The sequence below is a fragment of the Colwellia sp. PAMC 20917 genome, from assembly GCF_001767295.1.
Lineage (GTDB): Bacteria > Pseudomonadota > Gammaproteobacteria > Enterobacterales > Alteromonadaceae > Colwellia_A.
Genome location: NZ_CP014944.1, coordinates 328,762 through 346,766, shown reverse-complemented (window position 1 = coordinate 346,766; position 18,005 = coordinate 328,762). Strand labels below are relative to the sequence as shown.

18 protein-coding genes and 1 tRNA gene are annotated in these 18,005 nt (G+C 36.1%); 9 read left to right on the top strand and 10 right to left on the bottom strand.

The window, feature by feature from the left end; all coding sequences use genetic code 11:
• Window positions 1-131: 131 nt before the first annotated feature.
• The 5 genes from A3Q34_RS01545 to A3Q34_RS01525 all read right to left on the bottom strand — a co-directional run bounded on the left by A3Q34_RS01545 (window position 132) and on the right by A3Q34_RS01525 (window position 6,142).
• Window positions 132-2,468, bottom strand: a complete 2,337-nt coding sequence (locus A3Q34_RS01545; protein WP_070373759.1) for an ATP-binding protein — start codon at window positions 2,466-2,468, stop codon at window positions 132-134.
• Window positions 2,469-3,036: 568 nt separating this feature from the next.
• Window positions 3,037-3,372 carry a hypothetical protein gene (locus A3Q34_RS01540; protein WP_157470731.1) on the bottom strand — a complete coding sequence of 112 codons (336 nt, stop codon included), beginning with the start codon at window positions 3,370-3,372 and terminating at the stop codon, window positions 3,037-3,039.
• Between the two features lie 47 nt (window positions 3,373-3,419).
• The gene (istB, locus tag A3Q34_RS01535) at window positions 3,420-4,187 is read right to left on the bottom strand and encodes an IS21-like element helper ATPase IstB (protein WP_070373500.1); all 768 of its coding nucleotides are present in this window, start codon (window positions 4,185-4,187) and stop codon (window positions 3,420-3,422) included.
• A complete protein-coding gene (istA, locus tag A3Q34_RS01530) occupies window positions 4,180-5,673 on the bottom strand; it encodes an IS21 family transposase (protein ID WP_070373501.1) in 1,494 nt (497 codons plus the stop codon). Before istA ends, istB begins: the two co-directional genes overlap by 8 nt.
• Window positions 5,674-5,758: 85 nt before the next feature.
• Entirely contained in the window at window positions 5,759-6,142 is a 384-nt protein-coding gene (locus A3Q34_RS01525) for a hypothetical protein (RefSeq protein ID WP_070373757.1), read from the bottom strand.
• 592 nt (window positions 6,143-6,734) lie between these two features.
• On the opposite strand from A3Q34_RS01525, the gene A3Q34_RS01520 reads away from it, so the two are divergent.
• The 4 genes from A3Q34_RS01520 to A3Q34_RS01505 all read left to right on the top strand — a co-directional run bounded on the left by A3Q34_RS01520 (window position 6,735) and on the right by A3Q34_RS01505 (window position 8,722).
• Window positions 6,735-7,112, top strand: coding sequence for a MerR family transcriptional regulator (locus A3Q34_RS01520; protein ID WP_070373756.1), 378 nt, complete (start codon window positions 6,735-6,737; stop codon window positions 7,110-7,112).
• A 64-nt stretch (window positions 7,113-7,176) separates the two neighbouring features.
• A complete protein-coding gene (gene merC, locus A3Q34_RS01515; protein ID WP_070373755.1) occupies window positions 7,177-7,566 on the top strand; it encodes an organomercurial transporter MerC in 390 nt (129 codons plus the stop codon).
• A complete protein-coding gene (locus tag A3Q34_RS20765; RefSeq protein ID WP_070373754.1) occupies window positions 7,554-7,769 on the top strand; it encodes a GDCCVxC domain-containing (seleno)protein in 216 nt (71 codons plus the stop codon). Before merC ends, A3Q34_RS20765 begins: the two co-directional genes overlap by 13 nt.
• A gap of 170 nt (window positions 7,770-7,939) precedes the next feature.
• A complete protein-coding gene (locus A3Q34_RS01505; protein WP_070373753.1) occupies window positions 7,940-8,722 on the top strand; it encodes a penicillin-binding transpeptidase domain-containing protein in 783 nt (260 codons plus the stop codon).
• Between the two features lie 667 nt (window positions 8,723-9,389).
• On the opposite strand, the gene A3Q34_RS01500 is transcribed toward A3Q34_RS01505, so the two are convergent.
• The 5 genes from A3Q34_RS01500 to fdxA form a co-directional block, all read right to left on the bottom strand.
• A tRNA-Val gene (locus A3Q34_RS01500) sits at window positions 9,390-9,466 on the bottom strand.
• A 102-nt stretch (window positions 9,467-9,568) separates the two neighbouring features.
• The gene (locus A3Q34_RS01495; protein WP_070373752.1) at window positions 9,569-10,930 is read right to left on the bottom strand and encodes an MATE family efflux transporter; all 1,362 of its coding nucleotides are present in this window, start codon (window positions 10,928-10,930) and stop codon (window positions 9,569-9,571) included.
• Between the two features lie 149 nt (window positions 10,931-11,079).
• Window positions 11,080-11,301 carry a CPXCG motif-containing cysteine-rich protein gene (locus tag A3Q34_RS01490; RefSeq protein WP_070373751.1) on the bottom strand — a complete coding sequence of 74 codons (222 nt, stop codon included), beginning with the start codon at window positions 11,299-11,301 and terminating at the stop codon, window positions 11,080-11,082.
• A 129-nt stretch (window positions 11,302-11,430) separates the two neighbouring features.
• On the bottom strand, window positions 11,431-12,297 hold the full coding sequence (locus A3Q34_RS01485; protein WP_070373750.1) for a fructosamine kinase family protein: 867 nt from the start codon (window positions 12,295-12,297) through the stop codon (window positions 11,431-11,433).
• Window positions 12,298-12,377: 80 nt separating this feature from the next.
• Window positions 12,378-12,707, bottom strand: coding sequence for a ferredoxin FdxA (fdxA, locus tag A3Q34_RS01480; protein ID WP_070373749.1), 330 nt, complete (start codon window positions 12,705-12,707; stop codon window positions 12,378-12,380).
• 141 nt (window positions 12,708-12,848) lie between these two features.
• On the opposite strand from fdxA, the gene A3Q34_RS01475 reads away from it, so the two are divergent.
• From A3Q34_RS01475 to rplT, 5 genes are all read left to right on the top strand, one after another.
• Complete coding sequence (locus A3Q34_RS01475; RefSeq protein ID WP_070373748.1) at window positions 12,849-14,492, top strand: NAD(P)/FAD-dependent oxidoreductase; 1,644 nt, start codon at window positions 12,849-12,851, stop codon at window positions 14,490-14,492.
• A gap of 140 nt (window positions 14,493-14,632) precedes the next feature.
• Window positions 14,633-16,543, top strand: coding sequence for a threonine--tRNA ligase (gene thrS / locus A3Q34_RS01470; protein WP_070373747.1), 1,911 nt, complete (start codon window positions 14,633-14,635; stop codon window positions 16,541-16,543).
• A 115-nt stretch (window positions 16,544-16,658) separates the two neighbouring features.
• A complete protein-coding gene (gene infC, locus A3Q34_RS01465; protein WP_070373746.1) occupies window positions 16,659-17,213 on the top strand; it encodes a translation initiation factor IF-3 in 555 nt (184 codons plus the stop codon).
• A 214-nt stretch (window positions 17,214-17,427) separates the two neighbouring features.
• Window positions 17,428-17,622 carry a 50S ribosomal protein L35 gene (gene rpmI / locus A3Q34_RS01460; RefSeq protein WP_070373745.1) on the top strand — a complete coding sequence of 65 codons (195 nt, stop codon included), beginning with the start codon at window positions 17,428-17,430 and terminating at the stop codon, window positions 17,620-17,622.
• 15 nt (window positions 17,623-17,637) lie between these two features.
• Window positions 17,638-17,997, top strand: coding sequence for a 50S ribosomal protein L20 (gene rplT / locus A3Q34_RS01455; protein ID WP_070373744.1), 360 nt, complete (start codon window positions 17,638-17,640; stop codon window positions 17,995-17,997).
• Window positions 17,998-18,005: the final 8 nt, after the last annotated feature.

Below are 18,005 nucleotides of genomic sequence, written 5' to 3'. Positions count from 1 at the left end.
TAACACTACTTAAATCACATCTAAAAATAGACTAGTTACCATCATCATGAACGTTTAAGAAACATATTACCCTATCTCCTAAATTTTGCTTCTAAAGGCATAGACTTATTTGGTGTTAGTTACCTGAAGAACTAAAAGATATATTCTGATATCATCAAAAAAACTGTTTTTTGCTTAATGGGTTTAGTCATATAATCATTCATTCCTGATTTAATCGCTTTTTCAGTATCTTGGATACTAGCATGAGCTGACATACCAATAATTACAGTATCATTATCAAACATTCTAATTTGTTCTGTTGCTTGTAGTCCGTCTAACTCAGGCATTTGTATATCCATTAACACTAAAGAATAAGTATTGTTTTTCATTTTTTCTACTGCTTGTAAGCCATTCTCTGCTATATCAATTGAAATACTTAATGGCTCTAGTGTTTTTTTAGCTACAATTTGGTTGATTCTATTGTCTTCAACTAGCAAGATTTTTTTTCCATACAAAGCTGCTTTTAATTTTACTAAATCAAAATCAGCTGATTCTTCTATTTTTTTCTCTAACTTTTCAGTAGAGTATGTCAAAGGTATGGTGAATGTGAATTCAGTGCCTTTATCTCGTTCACTTTTTAGTGTGATTTCCCCCCCCATCATTTCGACTAATTGCTTACTTATCGCTAATCCTAATCCTGTGCCACCAAACTTTCTAGTGATTGAATTATCGGCTTGAGAAAAAGCTATAAATAAGTTTTTTTGTTGTTCTGGCGTTATACCTATTCCTGTATCTTTAACACTTAACTCTATGATAACGTTATTTTCGTTTTGTCTTTTTAGACGAGTGTTAATATCAATACTGCCATGTTCCGTAAATTTTATAGCATTACTAACCAAATTAATGATGATTTGTTCTATTTTTAGTGGATCACCAATTAAGTGGCTAGGAATCGAATCATCTAATAGGAAATTTAATGATATATTTTTTTTATCAATATCCGACTTACAAATTTGTGTTATTTTTTTAAGAATAGCACTAAAGCTAAATGAGATTTTTTCCAACTCAAGTTGCTTGGATCCTATTTTAGAAAAGTCTAATACGTCATTAATTATTTGCAGTAAGTGTTCACCTGAACGTTGTATTTGTTCAAGTGAATCATCTTTTTCAAATAAAACTTTGGTGTTTCTTCCTATTTCAGCAAAACCTAACACTGCATTCATAGGGGTTCTTATTTCATGGCTCATGTTTGATAGAAAAATAGATTTTGCATTATTTGCTGCATTTGCTTTATCAATAGCATCATTTAGCGCATTATTCTGAGACTTTATCTTTGATAGATTCTTTGAAATTTCTTGGCTCATGGTGTTTATCCCTTGAGCTAAAGTACCTAATTCATCCGAACGACAATCTTTAATTAAGTCTTTATAATTACCTAATGCAATGTTATTAACTGATTTGTTCATCACGATAAGTCGTTTAAAAACCAGCTTGTTCAAAAAATAAAGTGTAAGTGCAATAACGCTAAAAAGAAGTAGGGTGCCAACTAAAAAGAGAGGCAGAATAACAATACTTCCTTCCATTGCTTCTTTTGAAAATAAACTCATTGCATACCATTCTATTTCCTCGATATACACAATAGCGGCTATATAATTAACTTCATTAATTCTGATATCAATCGTTTTTACCAAATGACTATTAGTATTATTTTTTAGTTTTATTAAGCTGCTTTTATCTAGATCATCCCCGATGACTTGATGCCATTCTTTGTTGGACAAAAACTTTGAAAGAGAGGGATGATAACGACTGGTATTTTCATTCAAACTAGTACGAAATACACCATGATTATCAATAAGTACATCTAAAATATCTTGGTTAGAGGTACTGAGTAATTGATTAGTAATAGTTGAGACTAATGCGTAGCTTCCAACCGTTCCAATGACTTGATCATTTTCTCTTACTATATAATCAAAAAAAACATAGGTGTTTCCATCAATAGTATTAATATCAGCATCGACATAAAACTCATTATTTTCTTTTAGCTTTTTTGGTAGCCAAGAATTTTCTTCTAATTTCAGCGGAACCGTTTTTATGGTATTGCTCTCTTTATTCCAATCAATACTAGTAAGGGGGGCAATTGAAAGGATAAACCAGCCATAGCAATCTATAACTTGACAGTCTTTTTTAACAGACTGAATCGCTTTTGTTTTAAATTTTTCATTATCGTTATTTTTCATCCAGTCTTGATATGTATTATTGAGCAAGGAACGTTTAACTAGATTTAAGTTTTGTGTAAAATGACTGAGGGCTTTTTCTTTGTTGATAATGGCATGTTGAAGCACCATTTTTTTACCTAAATCTTGTTCAACTCCAGTAATAAAATCTTTTAAAAAATATGAAAAAAACACTAATACAAGAGTAAAAACCAAAATAATTAAAAAGATTATTCTAAGACGAATCGATTTGTTTTTTATGGATTTATTAGTCATCAATTGGGGCGATTTATTAATATTCTTACTGTAGTTATAAACCAAATATCATTATTAAGCAAAGCAAAGTCTATACTGATAAGGCAATACATTATATGTAACCTTATAGCTAACGGCACCTGCTGTTAGCGTTTGATATCGGGCATGTTATCTCCCCACTTAATTTAGGAGATAAACATGAGAATTACGCTTAGCCAAGAACAATGGCAAACCATCATTGACTATTGCCATTGATCAACTTCGAGCTTTTATGCGTGGTGATCTGCTAATCATTGTAGGCGGACACCTGAAATAATTTATAATTTTTCGCGTCAAAATTAGTAAGAAAAAACAGTCATGAACCTTTTATAGTTTGGATGAAGTAGAATATTACTTTTAAGGTGATTTAGGTGAAATCGTCATATAAATTTAGATTGGTTTGGCGAATATTACTCAGACATCTCAATAAGCTGAACATAAAGAAATTGTAGATTTTATTTTAATAAAAATATTAATTGTAACTATATAGGGTATCACTATTTTATCAGCTTACTATTTATCAATACACACTAAAGATATAGTTAATTTATTAGAACACTTGAATTACCATCGGGGGAAGAGTTTCTTTCAAGGAGTCTCTATAAGTTTTTTCATAAATATCAATATTCATTTGTTGCAATATTAAAGTCAGTTTAGGAACCAATTTGTGATGTTTTTTATGGAGATAATGAAACAACGGTTCACGGCCTAGTGATTCACTGTAATGGCTGGTAGAAAATTTAGAATCGACGCTCTTAAAATAGGCACCTATCGTTAGAGGTAAAAGTAACACGTCAATTCTATTTTTATTTAACATATTAATACCTTCTTTGTGACCATTAACTTTATAGCAGTCCACTTTCATTGTTGTTGATATTTTTTCCACAAGAATAAGTCCTCGTATTAGACGTCAACTAACTTGTCCGGTTGGCGTCAATTAACTTGGCCGGTATTTGAATTTAGTTGCATAGCTTGTTTTTTTCGGTAACTTTCTCCTTTTATTTGATAGATATCACTGTGGTGAACAAGTCTGTCGATAGCAGCAACAGTCATCATGTTGTCACCAAATATACTATCCCACTCACTGAATGCTTGATTCGATGTGATCAACAAACTGCCTCGTTCATAACGATGTGCAATCAGTTCAAACAACACCTGACTTTCACTATCAGTCTTTTTCACATAGCCGATATCATCTAATATCAACAGCTCATATTTATCGAGTTTTCTTAGGGCATCAGTTAAGCCCAACGTTTCTTTTGCACGTTGGAGTTCTTGAACAATAGCTGTACTAGTGCTGAATTTAACGCGCACTGCTTTTTCAAGTAATGAGTAACCAATAGCACACGCTAAGTGAGTTTTCCCTAAACCACTAGCACCAAACAATAAGATATTATGGCCTTGTCTAAGCCAGTCAATCTGATTAACTTTTTGTTTCATTTGCAGTGACGTAATACCTTCTATTTCGTCAAATTTATATTGATGTAGTTGTTTACCTACGGGTAATTTACTCTCTTTAAGTAACCGTTTTAATCGACTTTCATGACGATGATTAGCTTCAAGTTCACATAGCTCGGCAAGGAATAATTCAGGCTCCCACTCCTGTGAAACAGCCTTTTGGGCAAGGACTTCCCATTCTTTGGCTATCGCACTTAAGCGCAGCTCTTTCAGTAATATTGGTAAGCTTAGAATATTAGCCATGTAACCCTCCAAGCAATATATCGTAATCACTTATTTGATGTTGATGACTGACAATGTTTGGTATGACGAGCGTGCTAGGGGCAAACAATTTACGGCACATATCAATAGATATAAACTTACCTTGCTCGTGGTTTTTCAAGACATAACGACCAAGGGCATGCTCGCAATTATAGTTATGAGCGAGTAACAATAATTCAACCATATAACGACAGTCTTTATCGCTAACATGCTCTGCTGTTAACTGCTGCCACAACAAACTGAAGTCACCTTCTGGGATCAAATCTTCTCGTAACTGCGAGTATTTGAACGCATTGGGCTTTTTCGCAAGTGAGTGGATCACATGTTTATAATCTACTGCTCGTGATCTTAAGTGTCCTTGAGCATAGACTCTAGACAGGGATAACGTTTTTTCATGACCAAGAAATAAATCCAGCCGAGTATCATAAATGTGTACAAGTAATCGATGACTAATTAATCTAGAAGGTACGGTATACGTCACACGTTTAACACTGATGGTGCTGCTAGAGGTAACTTTAACGTATTGTTCGCAGAAGTCGTTGGTACGACGTTTAGGCAAATCATTTAAGTGCTTGCGCTCTTCATCAAATCGAGTTTTGCATTGGCGATTAATTTTGGCGACAATTACATCAAGAAACGATTGGTACTCGGTAATTGTCGCGAAATCACGACTGCCACGTAGTCGTAATTGCTGATCTACTTTTCGTTTTAAATGGCTATGTGCCACTTCAATCGCACCATTTTCATGAGCTACACCTTTATTGTTACGCGTCGCAACAACGCTATAGTGAGCACATAGCTTTTGATAGCGTTCAGTTAACGCTTCCTGTTCATAATGATTATTGAATGCAGCACTTAAGCTATCGGTTCGGTGTGTCTGTGGTACACCACCACTGCGCCAAAATGCATTTTGTAAACCTGTAGAGAGTGATTCGAAACTTTCACCACCAAAGACAAGTTGAGCATACGTCCAGCCACTGAACACTAACTTGTAATGAAAAAGCTTATGAGAAAATGCTTGGCCTGCAATAGATATTTCAAGTTTGTTCATCCAAGTGTAATCAGATATCCCCATAAACCCTGGCATGTACTTTTGACGAAAGATAACTTCTTGCTCTGGCCCTTCAGTTGCCAACCACTTTTTGACTCGACGTTGTAACGTACGTAAATGATTGTGACCAAATTTACCTGGCATGAGTGTATCGAGCTGATCTAATAAAGTTATGGGTTGAAGTTCAGGATCTGCTTTGAGCAATGGCACTAGATGCTCTTCAAACGCACCATTAAATGGATCTTTGCGTGTTCGATAAACCCTAGGGAGATGTGTGGTTGAATGCTGGCCGGATTCGATACGCCGAGCTGTACGCTCTGACATACCAGATTGGGCAGCGGCTGCTGTTTGTTTATGATCCTTACGATAAGACATATATAAATTAACCTGTTGCTTGGTTATGGGTTTTCCAGACATATCTTTCTCTATTGAATTTGATATATCTAAAGTGTACCAAAACCGGTCAACCTAATTGTCGCGACCCGGCCAAGCTAATTGTCGCCTAATATCCTCGAACACATCCCATCCGATAAAAACCATTTATGTTATTTTTATTCTCCAATAGCTTTTTATTATAAGTAAACATTCTGATATCAATATGATTAATTGGTACTGGAATTTTTATTAAGTTGCCATATTGATTTTCAATTTTTGAAATTCTTGAGACATCACCATCTATTATGCCATTGTTTGCCAAGACCAAAGATCTAGCAATGGGTACATGTATTACCTTTAATTCAATACCTATTTTTTGATATGCTTTTTGAAGTATTAATTCAGAAAAATTTTGTAATACAGCATCTTCCCCTCGACTTAACGTTATTGATTTTGAAAACGTTGATAGTGAGAAAAACGATAATAATATAACAAAAGCACAAAATTTCATAAAACACCCAACCTTTAGAGCGAAATATAATTATAGCAGATGTAAATTGAGGGAAAAGAAACGTTATTGTTTTGTTCAAATACCCTAGTGGACTTCCTTGACTTTGCTTATAAACACCTCTAGTTGAGGTTACGATGTAACTCATTTGTTTTCTAGCAAGGTTAGGGAAGTTCAGAATGTCTGTTTTGATGACACTGTGGGCTAATTATTGAATTGAAATAAACCTAAAAAATGTCGGCTTTCGGCTCATTGTGACTGCTAGGAATAGTGATTATGTTCTCAATTTACGAGCGCTTACTGTCCCAAAACTTTAGGTATGTTTCTAACACCTTAGGTCTTCAAATCGGCATAAGTGACGGTTAAACAAAAGTCCAAACCAATTTAGTTTTAGCCTAATATTTGTAGGTTCTAATGTCCCCTTGGTGCGTTAAAGCGGAAATTAGCAAGTAGTTATAGCTAACGTCTAGTTCAAGGCTCAAAAAAGACACTCAGCGTTATTAGCAATAATGACTTAATTGAACGATAAGCAATGATTTAATATACTTCATTTCTCAGATTGTGAAATCATTTAACTTTATAAGTGACTATAGGTATGAAGACAATTGGCAAGCTCGCCAAAGAGTTAGATATAAATATTGAGACCATAAGGTTTTATGAAAAAAAAGGACTTATTTCTCAACCTATTAAGCCAGAAAATGGTTATCGTTTATATAGTAGTGCTATTGAAGACAAGCTTAGGTTTATCGCTAAAGCAAAAGCTCTTGGCTTTACATTAAAAGAGATATCCTCACTAATGTCTATGGAAAATAACTGCGCCCAAGTAGAAAGCCTAGGTTTGCAAAAATTGGATATAATTCGAAATAAAATATTTGATTTACAGCGTCTAGAGAGCGTTATTAGTAAAATGACAAATTCATGTAAAACCAATCAAGACCAATATTCTTGCCCTATTATTGACTCATTAAAGTAATTGTTGACTCCGTATCTGTATACGGGGTTTATCGTGATGATAAATTACTTAGGAATGATTCTATATGATAAACAAATTACTCGATAAAGTTGGCTCTGGTGGGGTTTTGATAGCAGCCCTTAGTTGTACTGCCTGTTTTCCTGCATTAGGCTCGTTGGTATCCGTATTTGGTTTGGGATTTCTTTCGTTTTTTGAAGGCGTTGCAGTAAATACTTTACTACCTATTTTCGCTACCCTTGCGTTACTCGTAAATATATATAATTGGTATCGCAATAAAAGCCATTTAAGAGGTGCTTTAAGTATTCTTGGTCCTACAGCTGTTTTACTAACACTATATCCTCTTTGGCAATATGGTTGGAGCACCTATTTATTCTACTTTGGCATAAGTTTAATGGTCGTAATGTCAGTATTAGATATTGTAAAACCTATAAAGGAGATAATATGCAAAGTATAAAATTAAACTCAACAATAACTTGTCCAGAGTGCGGACATAATAAAACAGAAAAAATGCCAACCAATGCCTGTCAGTGGTTCTATGAATGTGAATCATGCAAAGCATTATTAAAGCCCTTAAAAGGTGATTGTTGCGTTTTCTGTTCTTATGGAACTGCTAAATGCCCACCAATCCAAGAAGGACAAGATTGCTGTAATAGCTAACCGTCTATGTCCGCTGTTGTGCCATTTTGTCAGTAATGAGAGAATTATTGGTTCGGTCAAATCTATGTGTTTTGAAATACCCATAGTTGACGTAACCATTTGAAGTGGCTTGATTTAAGCTTGGTAATAAACAGTTCATATTGAAACCATAATAATTATATTGGACAAAAATGATAAAATTTAAAAAGTTATTAATTTCTTTACTAGGGTTTAGTTTTTCGATAGCAACTCATGCTAATTCTTTATGTCATAGCTCATGCACCTTTGTTCTAAAAAGTGAACAGTCTGGTGAATACAGTATTATAAATCCCGAAAGAGCTGTTAAGCGAATGACACCTTGGTCAACATTCAAAATTCCACATTCCCTTATAGCTTTAGATACAGGCGTCATTAAAAATACTGAAGTAGAGCTTACTTTTGATATAGCGGATTATCCAATTCAAAAGTGGTGGCCTAAAACTTGGTATGAAGCACCTATTTCTTTAAGGGAGGCTTATAAGTATTCGGCAGTTCCTATCTATCAAGATACAGCAAGTAAAATTAATAAAAAGAGAATGAGTCAATACTTAGCTGATTTTCAATATGGTAATCAAGATATATCATCAGGTATTGATAATTTTTGGTTGAATAAAAGTATAAAAATAAGTGCTAAAGAGCAAGTCGACTTCCTTCAACGCGTATATAATCATAAGTTAGCAGTATCGAAAAGTTCATTGATGCAGTTGAAAGACATCATGTTAGCTGAATCTACCGAAGATTATAAACTATATACCAAAACGGGAGCTGGTGGAGTCGCTCAAGATAAGGCCCTAGGCTGGTATGTAGGGTTTATTGAAACCAAGAAAGAAACTTATTATTTTGCTTTAAATATTGATGGCAAGTCTTTCAAAGAGGTCATCAACACTAGGATTGATGCTGTAAAAGAGCAACTATCGTTAGCGGGAATAATATAACTTAATAATAAATAGCCACTTCAGAATAAAATGCCCTGTTGGTACTGAGCTAGTATTCATTTTATGATGAATGTCGGCAATGGCCAAGCAGACCTTTGGCTATGATAAATTAAACAAAAATTAAGACCGCTTTGTAGCTTCCTGACATAATCGATTAGAACAACCCCTCTTAATAGGAAACACCATCCTAAAGTAGAACATACTTAAGGTCTTTATAGTCTCTGATAACTGTTGATGGGTTTAATAGATGTGTAGATTTACGGTTAAGAGGTGTAAAAAAGTCAATTAAAGTCTAATTACATTGTTATATAACAGGACGATTATTTACAATTTATTTTGTTACATTAATTGCTACAATCTATCGATAAATTCGCAATATGTAATTTTTTGAATCAGCGAGTATATATGAGCTTGCAACACCTTCATGTGTACCGAGGCGTTACTTCTTGGGTCGCACGGAATCATCATGTAATTTATCCCCTAAAGACCTTATATCATCAGACTCACTTAGTTTAGGATCTGTCCGTAGTAAATTGGTCACTTGTTGAAGGGAATTTCTTTAGATACCATCTACAAATCAATAAGAGATAGTTATTTAGATTAGCCGTAACAATTTGTTTATTAAAGCAAAAACGGGATTACATCGCTGTAATCCCGTTCTTTAATTTGGTGCTCGCTACTGGACTCGAACCAGTGACACCTTGCATGTCATGCAAGTACTCTAACCAACTGAGCTAAGCGAGCAATTGTTAGTTGCTTTAACCAACGGGCGTCATATTATCGATATGAAATGTTAGTTGCAAGTAGTTTTATGTATTTCAATTTAAATAATTAACTGTTTGCTTATTAATGCGCCATTTCGACTCTTTTTTGAATGATACTGAGTCGCCAAGCTAATAATACGGCTGCAGTTGTTAAGCCAAAAATTATACCTATCCAAAAACCATAAGGACCAATCGGGTCAATTATCCAGTTGGTTAACCCTAAAATTAGCCCTAAACTTAAGCCAATGACCCAATATGAAAAGAAAGTAATGTATAAAATAGACTGCGTATCTTTATAGCCTCGCAATGCTCCCGCAGAAATAACTTGTATTGCATCGGAAAACTGAAATAAAGAAGCTAAAAACATTAAGCTAGCGGCTAACTCAATCACTTTTCTATCTAGCGTATATATTTCTGCGATGGGGTAGCGTAAAGCAATCGTTAATAGTGCAGTACCAACTGCAATAACAAGTGACAATATCAGTGAATAATTGCATATTTCTTTCGCGTTAGCTAAATCATTATTACCAACGGCATAACCCACTTGTATAGTCACGGCCATAGCTAAACTTAATGGCACCATAAATACTAAGCCTGAAAAGTTAATGGCTATTTGATGGCTTGCAACAACCTCTGCGCCAAAGGGCACCAGAATAATTGCGACTACGGCAAATAAACTCACCTCAAACAGTAATGACATTGCAATAGGAAAACCGATCGTCAGTATTTCTTTTATTTCTAGCCAATTTGGCCAGTAAAAACGTTCAAATAATGAGGCATGTTTTAATTTTTTTGATACGTAACAATAAATGAACATCGAGACAAACATAACCCAATAAACGATAGCTGTGGCGATACCACAACCGGCACCACCTAATGCAGGCATGCCAAACTCACCGTAGATAAAAATATAATTAGCCGGAATATTAATTAACAAACCTATGATACTGATGATCATTGTTGGTTTGGTATGCGACAAACCTTCAGAGTAGTTTCTTAAGACAAGATATAAACAAAAACCCGGACCACCCCAAACGATATAGCCTAAGTAGTCAAAAAGTAATTGTTTTAAATGACTTTCTAGTGGGATTTGTTCAATGACTAAGGGGGTGATCGCATAATATAAAACGATCAACAACAGACCTAAGGTTAATGCTATCCATGCGGTTTGATAGGTCGCTTTGGCAACGTAATGGAATTTTTTTGCTCCAGCAAGTTGCGATACTATGGCAGCAAGTGCCATGACTAAACCATATATAGTTAGTATTAAGGGTAACCAAACACTGCTAGCAACCGCTACTGCAGCCATGTCGGTTGCACTCACTCGACCAGCCATCACCGTGTCTGCAAATCCCATTAGGGTTTGCACAAGTTGAGCGATCAAAATAGGATAAGCCAATTTCATTAGGCTTTTGGTGTTTTTTCTAAAGTCAGTAATATTCATTAGGGAAGAGTGCTTATAAAACCATCATTTTAAGAAGAAAAATGATCAAGATGAGAATGATATAGGTTTAAAGCAGTTGTGCAATGTTTCTCTAGTGAATTTAGCCTTTATAAAAAACAATGGTGAAGCGAAAACAAGAGTAATAATTACTAAAAAACTTGTTCGTCATCACTGTCTATCGCTAATTGAATTTTTTGGCGGTATTCATCAATATGCATATTTAAGTGAATATCTCGACAACAAGAAGGGCACTCTTCGTAATAATCTTGATCACCAGCCGATGTATCTAAAGCTAAATGTAAGTGATGACCACAATGAGGGCAGCTAATACGTTTGTCTTTTATCGCTTGTAAGCTTGATTCCTGGGACATTTTGCCTCCTAGATTCTTTTGGTTACTGATGATTAAGTATGTTCATATTTGTAAAAATCGCTAACAAAATCAAAAATAAAGTTGTCTAAATTATTTAACTTACTGTGTGCAATCAATTTTATTTTAACATTAATGTAATGATAAAATTCGAGATAACAAAGCTCTCGATTGATCAATATAGATACCACCAAATAGATTTGCATGATTTAGGATATGATAAAAATTATAAATGAGCTTTCGTTGCTCATAGCCTTTTTCAAGGGGGAAAATATCTTGGTAACCCTGATAAAAATCATAAGGTAGTTGGCCAAAGAGTTCGGTCATCGCAATATCGACTTCTCGGTCACCATAATAGCAAGCAGGATCATAAATGACTGACAAAGAGTCCGTGAAGCCTAAGTTACCCATCCATAAGTCACCATGAACTAGGCAAGGTTTAACATCGTGATGATTTAATGCGTCGTGGCAAATATCAGTAATATGGTCAATGTTACCCAGTGTTATTGATTTTTCGCTCAGTAATTGTAATTGCCAAGCAACTCGTTGTTCTGAGAAGAAGGTTTTCCAATTACTACGCCAGTTGTTCGGCTGTAAAGTGTCGCCAATATAATTGTCGTGTTGCCAACCAAATTGTCCATGTGACGAACCTTTATGCATCAAGGCGAGCTGTGCACCTAAATTATACCAATGTTTTTCGGTAGCGTGTGAAAATGGAATGTAATCAAGCACAATAAAGCTTTTATCAAGGGTGCTTCCTAATGCTATAACTTCAGGGCAAGTGATTTGTTTAAGAGAACGTATTTGATTTAGGGCGTAAGCTTCTGATTCAAAATGGTTGAAGTGATTTTTATCTTTAATTTTAATAAAGTAATGATGTTGCTTATTGCTTAGTTGGTAAGCTAAATTGCTTTCACTTGTTGAAATAAGGCGTTTTTTTTCAATTGTGAATTGCTCACCGGTTTCAGTTTTGATTGCTTGCTCAATAGATTGCCACATAATGCACCAATTATTCATTGACCCTGTTGGTGTGAGTATAGTTAATAATTGAGCAATGTGTTTATTTTGCTGAGCTGATTTTAATTTTCAATAATTAAGTGAGCTATTTTATTGGGTACGCCATCCCATTCTTGTGCATCGCCAGGTGCGGGTTTTACTTCGGTTATTCTCGGCCATACTTTAGCTAACTCAGCATTGAGTTCGATAAATTCTTTTTGATCTTCAGGAACGTCATCTTCTTGATATATGGCGCCTGCAGGGCATTCAACCGGACATAAGTCACAATCAATACAGTCTTCAGGACTGATGACTAAAAAATTAGGACCTTCATAAAATGCATCCACTGGGCATACTGCTACACAGTCGGTATATTTACATTTTATACAATTGTCGGTAACTACAAATGCCATAACGTACTCTTTTGATGAGATGAAATATTTTCGAGCTGATCATACCTAGCTTAGCAATAATTTCAATTGTTGATTTAACTGAGAGGTATGTTCAGGTAAAATGCCGAAAAATTCCCTTTTCTCTTTTTGGAACCGCTCACTATGTTGCGTTTAACAAATATCCAACTGCCGCTTGATCATGAAGAAGCTGATATAAAACTGGCTATTCTAGATACATTATCAATTTCTGAAGATCAGCTAATTGATTTTACGGTTCATAAGCGCGGATATGACGCACGTAAAAAAGCAAAAATAGTGTTGATTTATACGCTTGATGTAGACACTCGCCTTAATGAAGAATTACTTGAAAAATTTGCTAAAGACAGCCAAGTAAAAGTAAGCCCTGACATGAGCTACAATTTTGTTGCCCAAGCGCCAGAAGTCTTATCACAACGACCTGTTGTTATTGGCTTTGGTCCATGTGGCTTATTTATCGGATTAGTACTTGCTCAAATGGGATTTAAGCCGATTATTTTAGAGCGCGGTAAAGAAGTACGTCAACGCACCAAAGATACCTTTGGCTTTTGGCGCAAAAAAATACTCAATACTGAATCTAATGTACAATTTGGTGAGGGTGGTGCAGGTACTTTTTCTGATGGTAAACTCTACAGCCAAGTTAAAGACAAGAAACATTATAGCCGTAAAGTGCTGCATGAATTTGTTGATGCAGGCGCGCCTGAAGAAATTTTATTTGTGAGTAAACCGCATATTGGTACCTTTAAGCTCGTTACTATGATTGAGCAAATGCGCGCTAAAATTATTGCGCTTGGTGGTGAAATTCGTTTTGAACAACGCGTTGACGAATTTCATTTTGACGAAGAGCAAGGTACTGATGGACACAAACGTATTAATGGCTTAACACTGGCCAGTGGCGAACGTATTGATACCAATTATGTTGCTTTAGCCGTAGGTCATAGCGCTCGTGACACCTTTGAGATGCTTGTTAAAAATAAAGTCTCGGTAAAAGCTAAACCTTTTTCAGTTGGCTTTCGCATAGAACATGAGCAATCAGTTATTGATGATGCACGTTTTGGTGACAATGCCGGTAATGAAATATTAGGCGCTGCAGATTATAAATTAGTACACCATTGTAATAATGGTCGAAGTGTTTACAGCTTCTGTATGTGTCCTGGCGGAACTGTAGTTGCAGCGGCATCAGAAGAAGGGCGCTTAGTCACTAATGGTATGAGCCAATACTCGCGTCATGAGCGTAATGCCAATAGCGCAATTGTTGTTGGTATTGAGCCTAGCGACTTTGCTAATAAAGATGATCCTTCAGACGTATTATCGGGTATTGAATTTCAACGCCGTTTAGAAGAAACAGCCTTTAAACTCGGTGGAGAAAATTATGATGCGCCAGTGCAGTTGGTTGGTGATTTTCTTGCTGGACGTAAAAGCGGTGAGCATGGCGAAGTTAGCCCTTCATACAAGCCCGGCGTTAAATATTGCGACTTAAGTGAAACCTTACCTGATTACGCTATTGCCGCTATTCGTGAAGCATTACCTGCCTTTGAACGTAAGATAAAAGGTTTTTCAATGAATGATGCGACATTAACGGCTGTTGAGACAAGAACATCATCAACCATTCAAATTACCCGTGATAGAGAGTCACTGCAAAGCATTAATGTCGAAGGTCTTTATCCGGCTGGTGAAGGTGCTGGTTATGCAGGTGGTATATTATCAGCGGGTATTGATGGTATTAAAGTCGCAGAAGCGATGGCGCTGGCAATGATGGCAAAAAGATAAGTCTGTCTTTATATTGCAAATAAAGGGGAATTCCCCTATATTTGCGACCTCAAATATTTCCCAAAAGAAATAGTTTATATTATTAAAAATATATTCAAGCGTCACTTTGTGTGTGACGCCACTGAAATAAAGGAAAATTAATGCCTGTTATCACTCTCCCTGACGGTTCAAAACGTTCATTCGACAATGCAGTATCGGTAATGGATGTTGCCTTAGACATAGGACCTGGTCTTGCTAAAGCAACCATCGCGGGTCGTATCGACGGAAATCTTGTTGATGCTTGTGAATTAATTACCCAAGATGCTTCTTTACAACTTATCACTAATAAAGATAACGAAGCTCTTGAGATTATTCGTCATTCTTGTGCGCATTTACTAGGGCATGCTATTAAGCAGTTATACCCAAATGTTAAAATGGCGATTGGACCAACGATTGATAACGGCTTTTATTATGATATTGACCTTGAAGAGTCAATTACTGAAGACGATTTAGTCAAACTTGAAAAACGTATGACTGAACTAGCACGCACCGGTTATGAAGTTGTTAAGAAAACAGGTTCATGGCAAGACGCTTACGATGCGTTTACTGAGCGTGGTGAAACCTACAAATTACAGATTCTTGATGAAAACATCGAGAAAACTGATACGCCTGCTTTATATCATCACCAAGAATACATTGATATGTGTCGTGGTCCTCATGTACCTAGTATGCGTCATTGTCATCATTTTAAATTGATGAAAGTTGCTGGTGCTTATTGGCGCGGTAATTCTGACAACAAAATGTTGCAACGTATTTACGGCACAGCTTGGGCTGATAAAAAGCAACTTAAAGCGTATATCGTTCGTTTAGCAGAAGCTGAAAAGCGCGATCACCGTAAAATTGGTAAAACATTAGATTTATTTCATTGGCAAGAAGAAGCACCAGGCATGGTGTTTTGGCATAACGATGGTTGGACAATTTACACTGAGTTAGAGAAATTTATTCGTGAAAAATTACACGAATATGATTATGACGAAGTTAAAGCGCCGATGATGATGGACAGAAGCCTTTGGGAAAAATCAGGTCATTGGGAAAAATATGCCGACGGCATGTTCACCACTGAGTCTGAAAAGCGTGAATACGCGATAAAACCAATGAACTGTCCAGGTCATGTACAGATATTCAACCAAGGTTTGAAATCGTACCGCGATTTACCTTTACGTATCGCTGAGTTTGGTTGTTGTCATCGTAATGAGCCATCAGGTTCATTACATGGCTTAATGCGCGTTCGTGGTTTTACTCAAGATGATGCTCATATTTTCTGTATGGAGTCACAAGTTCAAGCCGAAGTAAAAAAATGTATCGAGATGGTATACGATGTCTATGGTTCATTTGGTTTTGAAGATGTTGTTGTTAAATTATCAACGCGTCCTGAAAATCGCATTGGTAGTGATGAAATTTGGGACAAAGCTGAAGCGGGTCTTGCACAAGCATTAACCGACAGCGACATCAAATTTGAATATTTGCCAGGCGAAGGAGCATTTTATGGTCCTAAGATTGAATTTACCTTAATGGATTGTTTAGGTCGTGCTTGGCAATGTGGTACAGTGCAACTCGATTTTGCTTTACCAGAGCGTTTAGGCGCAACTTATGTTGGTGAAGACAACGAAAGATACATCCCAGTGATGATTCATCGTGCTATTTTAGGTTCACTTGAGCGTTTTATTGGAATTTTGATTGAAGAGTTTACCGGGAAGTTTCCGACCTGGTTATCTCCAATTCATGCAACTGTGATGAATATTACCGACAAACAGGGTCAATATTGTGAAAAAGTTGTTAAAAAACTAAAAGAAAGTGGATTTAGAGTAAAACTAGACTTGAGAAATGAGAAGATAGGCTTTAAAATCCGCGAGCACACTTTGAAGCGTGTTCCATATTTGTTAGTTGTTGGTGACAAAGAAATGGAAGCAGGCGAAATCGCTATTCGAACGCGAAGTGGTGAAGATTTAGGCAAAATGTCTGTTGATGACTTTATTTCTAAACTAAGTGAAGAAGTTAACTCTCGCAGTTAGCGTTGAAATTACTTATAATAACGTTTATAACATACATCAAAATATTTTATTAATCTGAGTAGTTGTTAAGTTAAAAATAACACCAGCTACTCGGAACAAAGTTCTTTGGAGGAACATGGCTATTAAAGGTGGACAACGAGGCGGGCAAAAAGAGCCAGCACATCGTTTAAATGAGTTAATTACAGGTATTGCTGATAATGAAGTTCGTTTGATTAGATTTGACGGAGAGCCTGGTGGCATCGTCACATTAGATGAAGCAATGGATCAAGCTGACGAAGCTGGTGTTGATCTTGTTGAAATAAGCCCTACGGCTAAACCTCCTGTACTCCGTGTTATGGATTACGGTAAGTTTATCTATGAAAAAGCTAAAGAACAAAAAGAACAACGCAAAAACCAGAAACAGATACAGGTTAAGGAAATTAAATTCCGTCCTGGAACAGATGAAGGCGACTATCAGGTAAAACTACGCAACCTGAAGCGCTTTTTAGAGGGTGGCGATAAAGTTAAAGTAACTTTACGTTTCCGTGGTCGTGAAATGGCTCACCAAGAACTCGGTTTACAACTACTAACTCGCGTTAAAAACGATTTAGAAGAGTTAACTGTACTTGAATTCTTCCCGCGTCGTGCGGAAGGAAGACAAATGGTGATGGTACTAGCACCTAAAAAATAATCAATAACCGGTATTTCAAGTAACTTAGTTTGATGTAAATTAAAATAAGTTCACCATTATTGATTTTAACGGGTAACTTTAGGCCTGAAAGTAAAAACTAACGTTTATTTTTGTTTATCCTTAAATAAACGCGTTAAGTTTTTCGCCTAAGTTGCTAAATTTCAATGGCAATGTTTATGTGTAATAGCACAAACATGAATGCGGAGTAATATTCATGCCTAAAATGAAAACTAACAAAGGTGCTGCGAAGCGCTTTAAAAAAACAGCCTCTGGCTACAAGTTCAAACAAGCTGGCCTTCGTCATATCTTGACTAAGCGTCGTACTAAAGTTAAACGTCATCTTCGTGCTAAGTGCATGATTTCGGCGGCTGACATTAAGTCAGTTAAAAAACTTTTACGTCACGGTTAATAGGAGAGATATAGAATGGCTAGAGTAAAACGTGGTGTACAAGCTCGTGCACGTCACAAGAAGGTTCTAAAGCAAGCTAAAGGTTATTACGGAGCACGTAGCCGTGTTTACCGTGTTGCTTATCAAGCAGTAACTAAAGCAGGTCAGTACGCTTACCGCGATCGTCGTCAACGTAAACGTCAATTCCGTCAGCTTTGGATCACTCGTATAAATGCAGCAGCTCGCATAAACGGTTTATCTTACAGTGTTTTCATTAATGGTCTTAAAAAGGCTGCTATTGAAATCGATCGTAAGATCCTAGCTGATATTGCAGTATACGACAAAGCAACATTCACATTCTTAGTTGAAAAAGCGAAAGCTGCTTTAGCTGCATAGAACTTGAA

Coding starts and splice junctions, on each gene's coding strand:
- thrS (WP_070373747.1), top strand. CDS start 14,633: ATGCCTGTTATCACTCTCCCTGACGGTTCAAAACGTTCATTCGACAAT.
- A3Q34_RS01485 (WP_070373750.1), bottom strand. CDS start 12,297: ATGTGGCAATCTATTGAGCAAGCAATCAAAACTGAAACCGGTGAGCAA.
- A3Q34_RS01495 (WP_070373752.1), bottom strand. CDS start 10,930: ATGAATATTACTGACTTTAGAAAAAACACCAAAAGCCTAATGAAATTG.
- A3Q34_RS01520 (WP_070373756.1), top strand. CDS start 6,735: ATGAAGACAATTGGCAAGCTCGCCAAAGAGTTAGATATAAATATTGAG.
- A3Q34_RS20765 (WP_070373754.1), top strand. CDS start 7,554: ATGCAAAGTATAAAATTAAACTCAACAATAACTTGTCCAGAGTGCGGA.
- rpmI (WP_070373745.1), top strand. CDS start 17,428: ATGCCTAAAATGAAAACTAACAAAGGTGCTGCGAAGCGCTTTAAAAAA.
- A3Q34_RS01545 (WP_070373759.1), bottom strand. CDS start 2,468: ATGACTAATAAATCCATAAAAAACAAATCGATTCGTCTTAGAATAATC.
- A3Q34_RS01525 (WP_070373757.1), bottom strand. CDS start 6,142: ATGAAATTTTGTGCTTTTGTTATATTATTATCGTTTTTCTCACTATCA.
- A3Q34_RS01505 (WP_070373753.1), top strand. CDS start 7,940: ATGATAAAATTTAAAAAGTTATTAATTTCTTTACTAGGGTTTAGTTTT.
- fdxA (WP_070373749.1), bottom strand. CDS start 12,707: ATGGCATTTGTAGTTACCGACAATTGTATAAAATGTAAATATACCGAC.
- istB (WP_070373500.1), bottom strand. CDS start 4,187: ATGGCTAATATTCTAAGCTTACCAATATTACTGAAAGAGCTGCGCTTA.
- A3Q34_RS01475 (WP_070373748.1), top strand. CDS start 12,849: ATGTTGCGTTTAACAAATATCCAACTGCCGCTTGATCATGAAGAAGCT.
- istA (WP_070373501.1), bottom strand. CDS start 5,673: ATGTCTGGAAAACCCATAACCAAGCAACAGGTTAATTTATATATGTCT.
- merC (WP_070373755.1), top strand. CDS start 7,177: ATGATAAACAAATTACTCGATAAAGTTGGCTCTGGTGGGGTTTTGATA.
- infC (WP_070373746.1), top strand. CDS start 16,659: ATGGCTATTAAAGGTGGACAACGAGGCGGGCAAAAAGAGCCAGCACAT.
- A3Q34_RS01490 (WP_070373751.1), bottom strand. CDS start 11,301: ATGTCCCAGGAATCAAGCTTACAAGCGATAAAAGACAAACGTATTAGC.
- rplT (WP_070373744.1), top strand. CDS start 17,638: ATGGCTAGAGTAAAACGTGGTGTACAAGCTCGTGCACGTCACAAGAAG.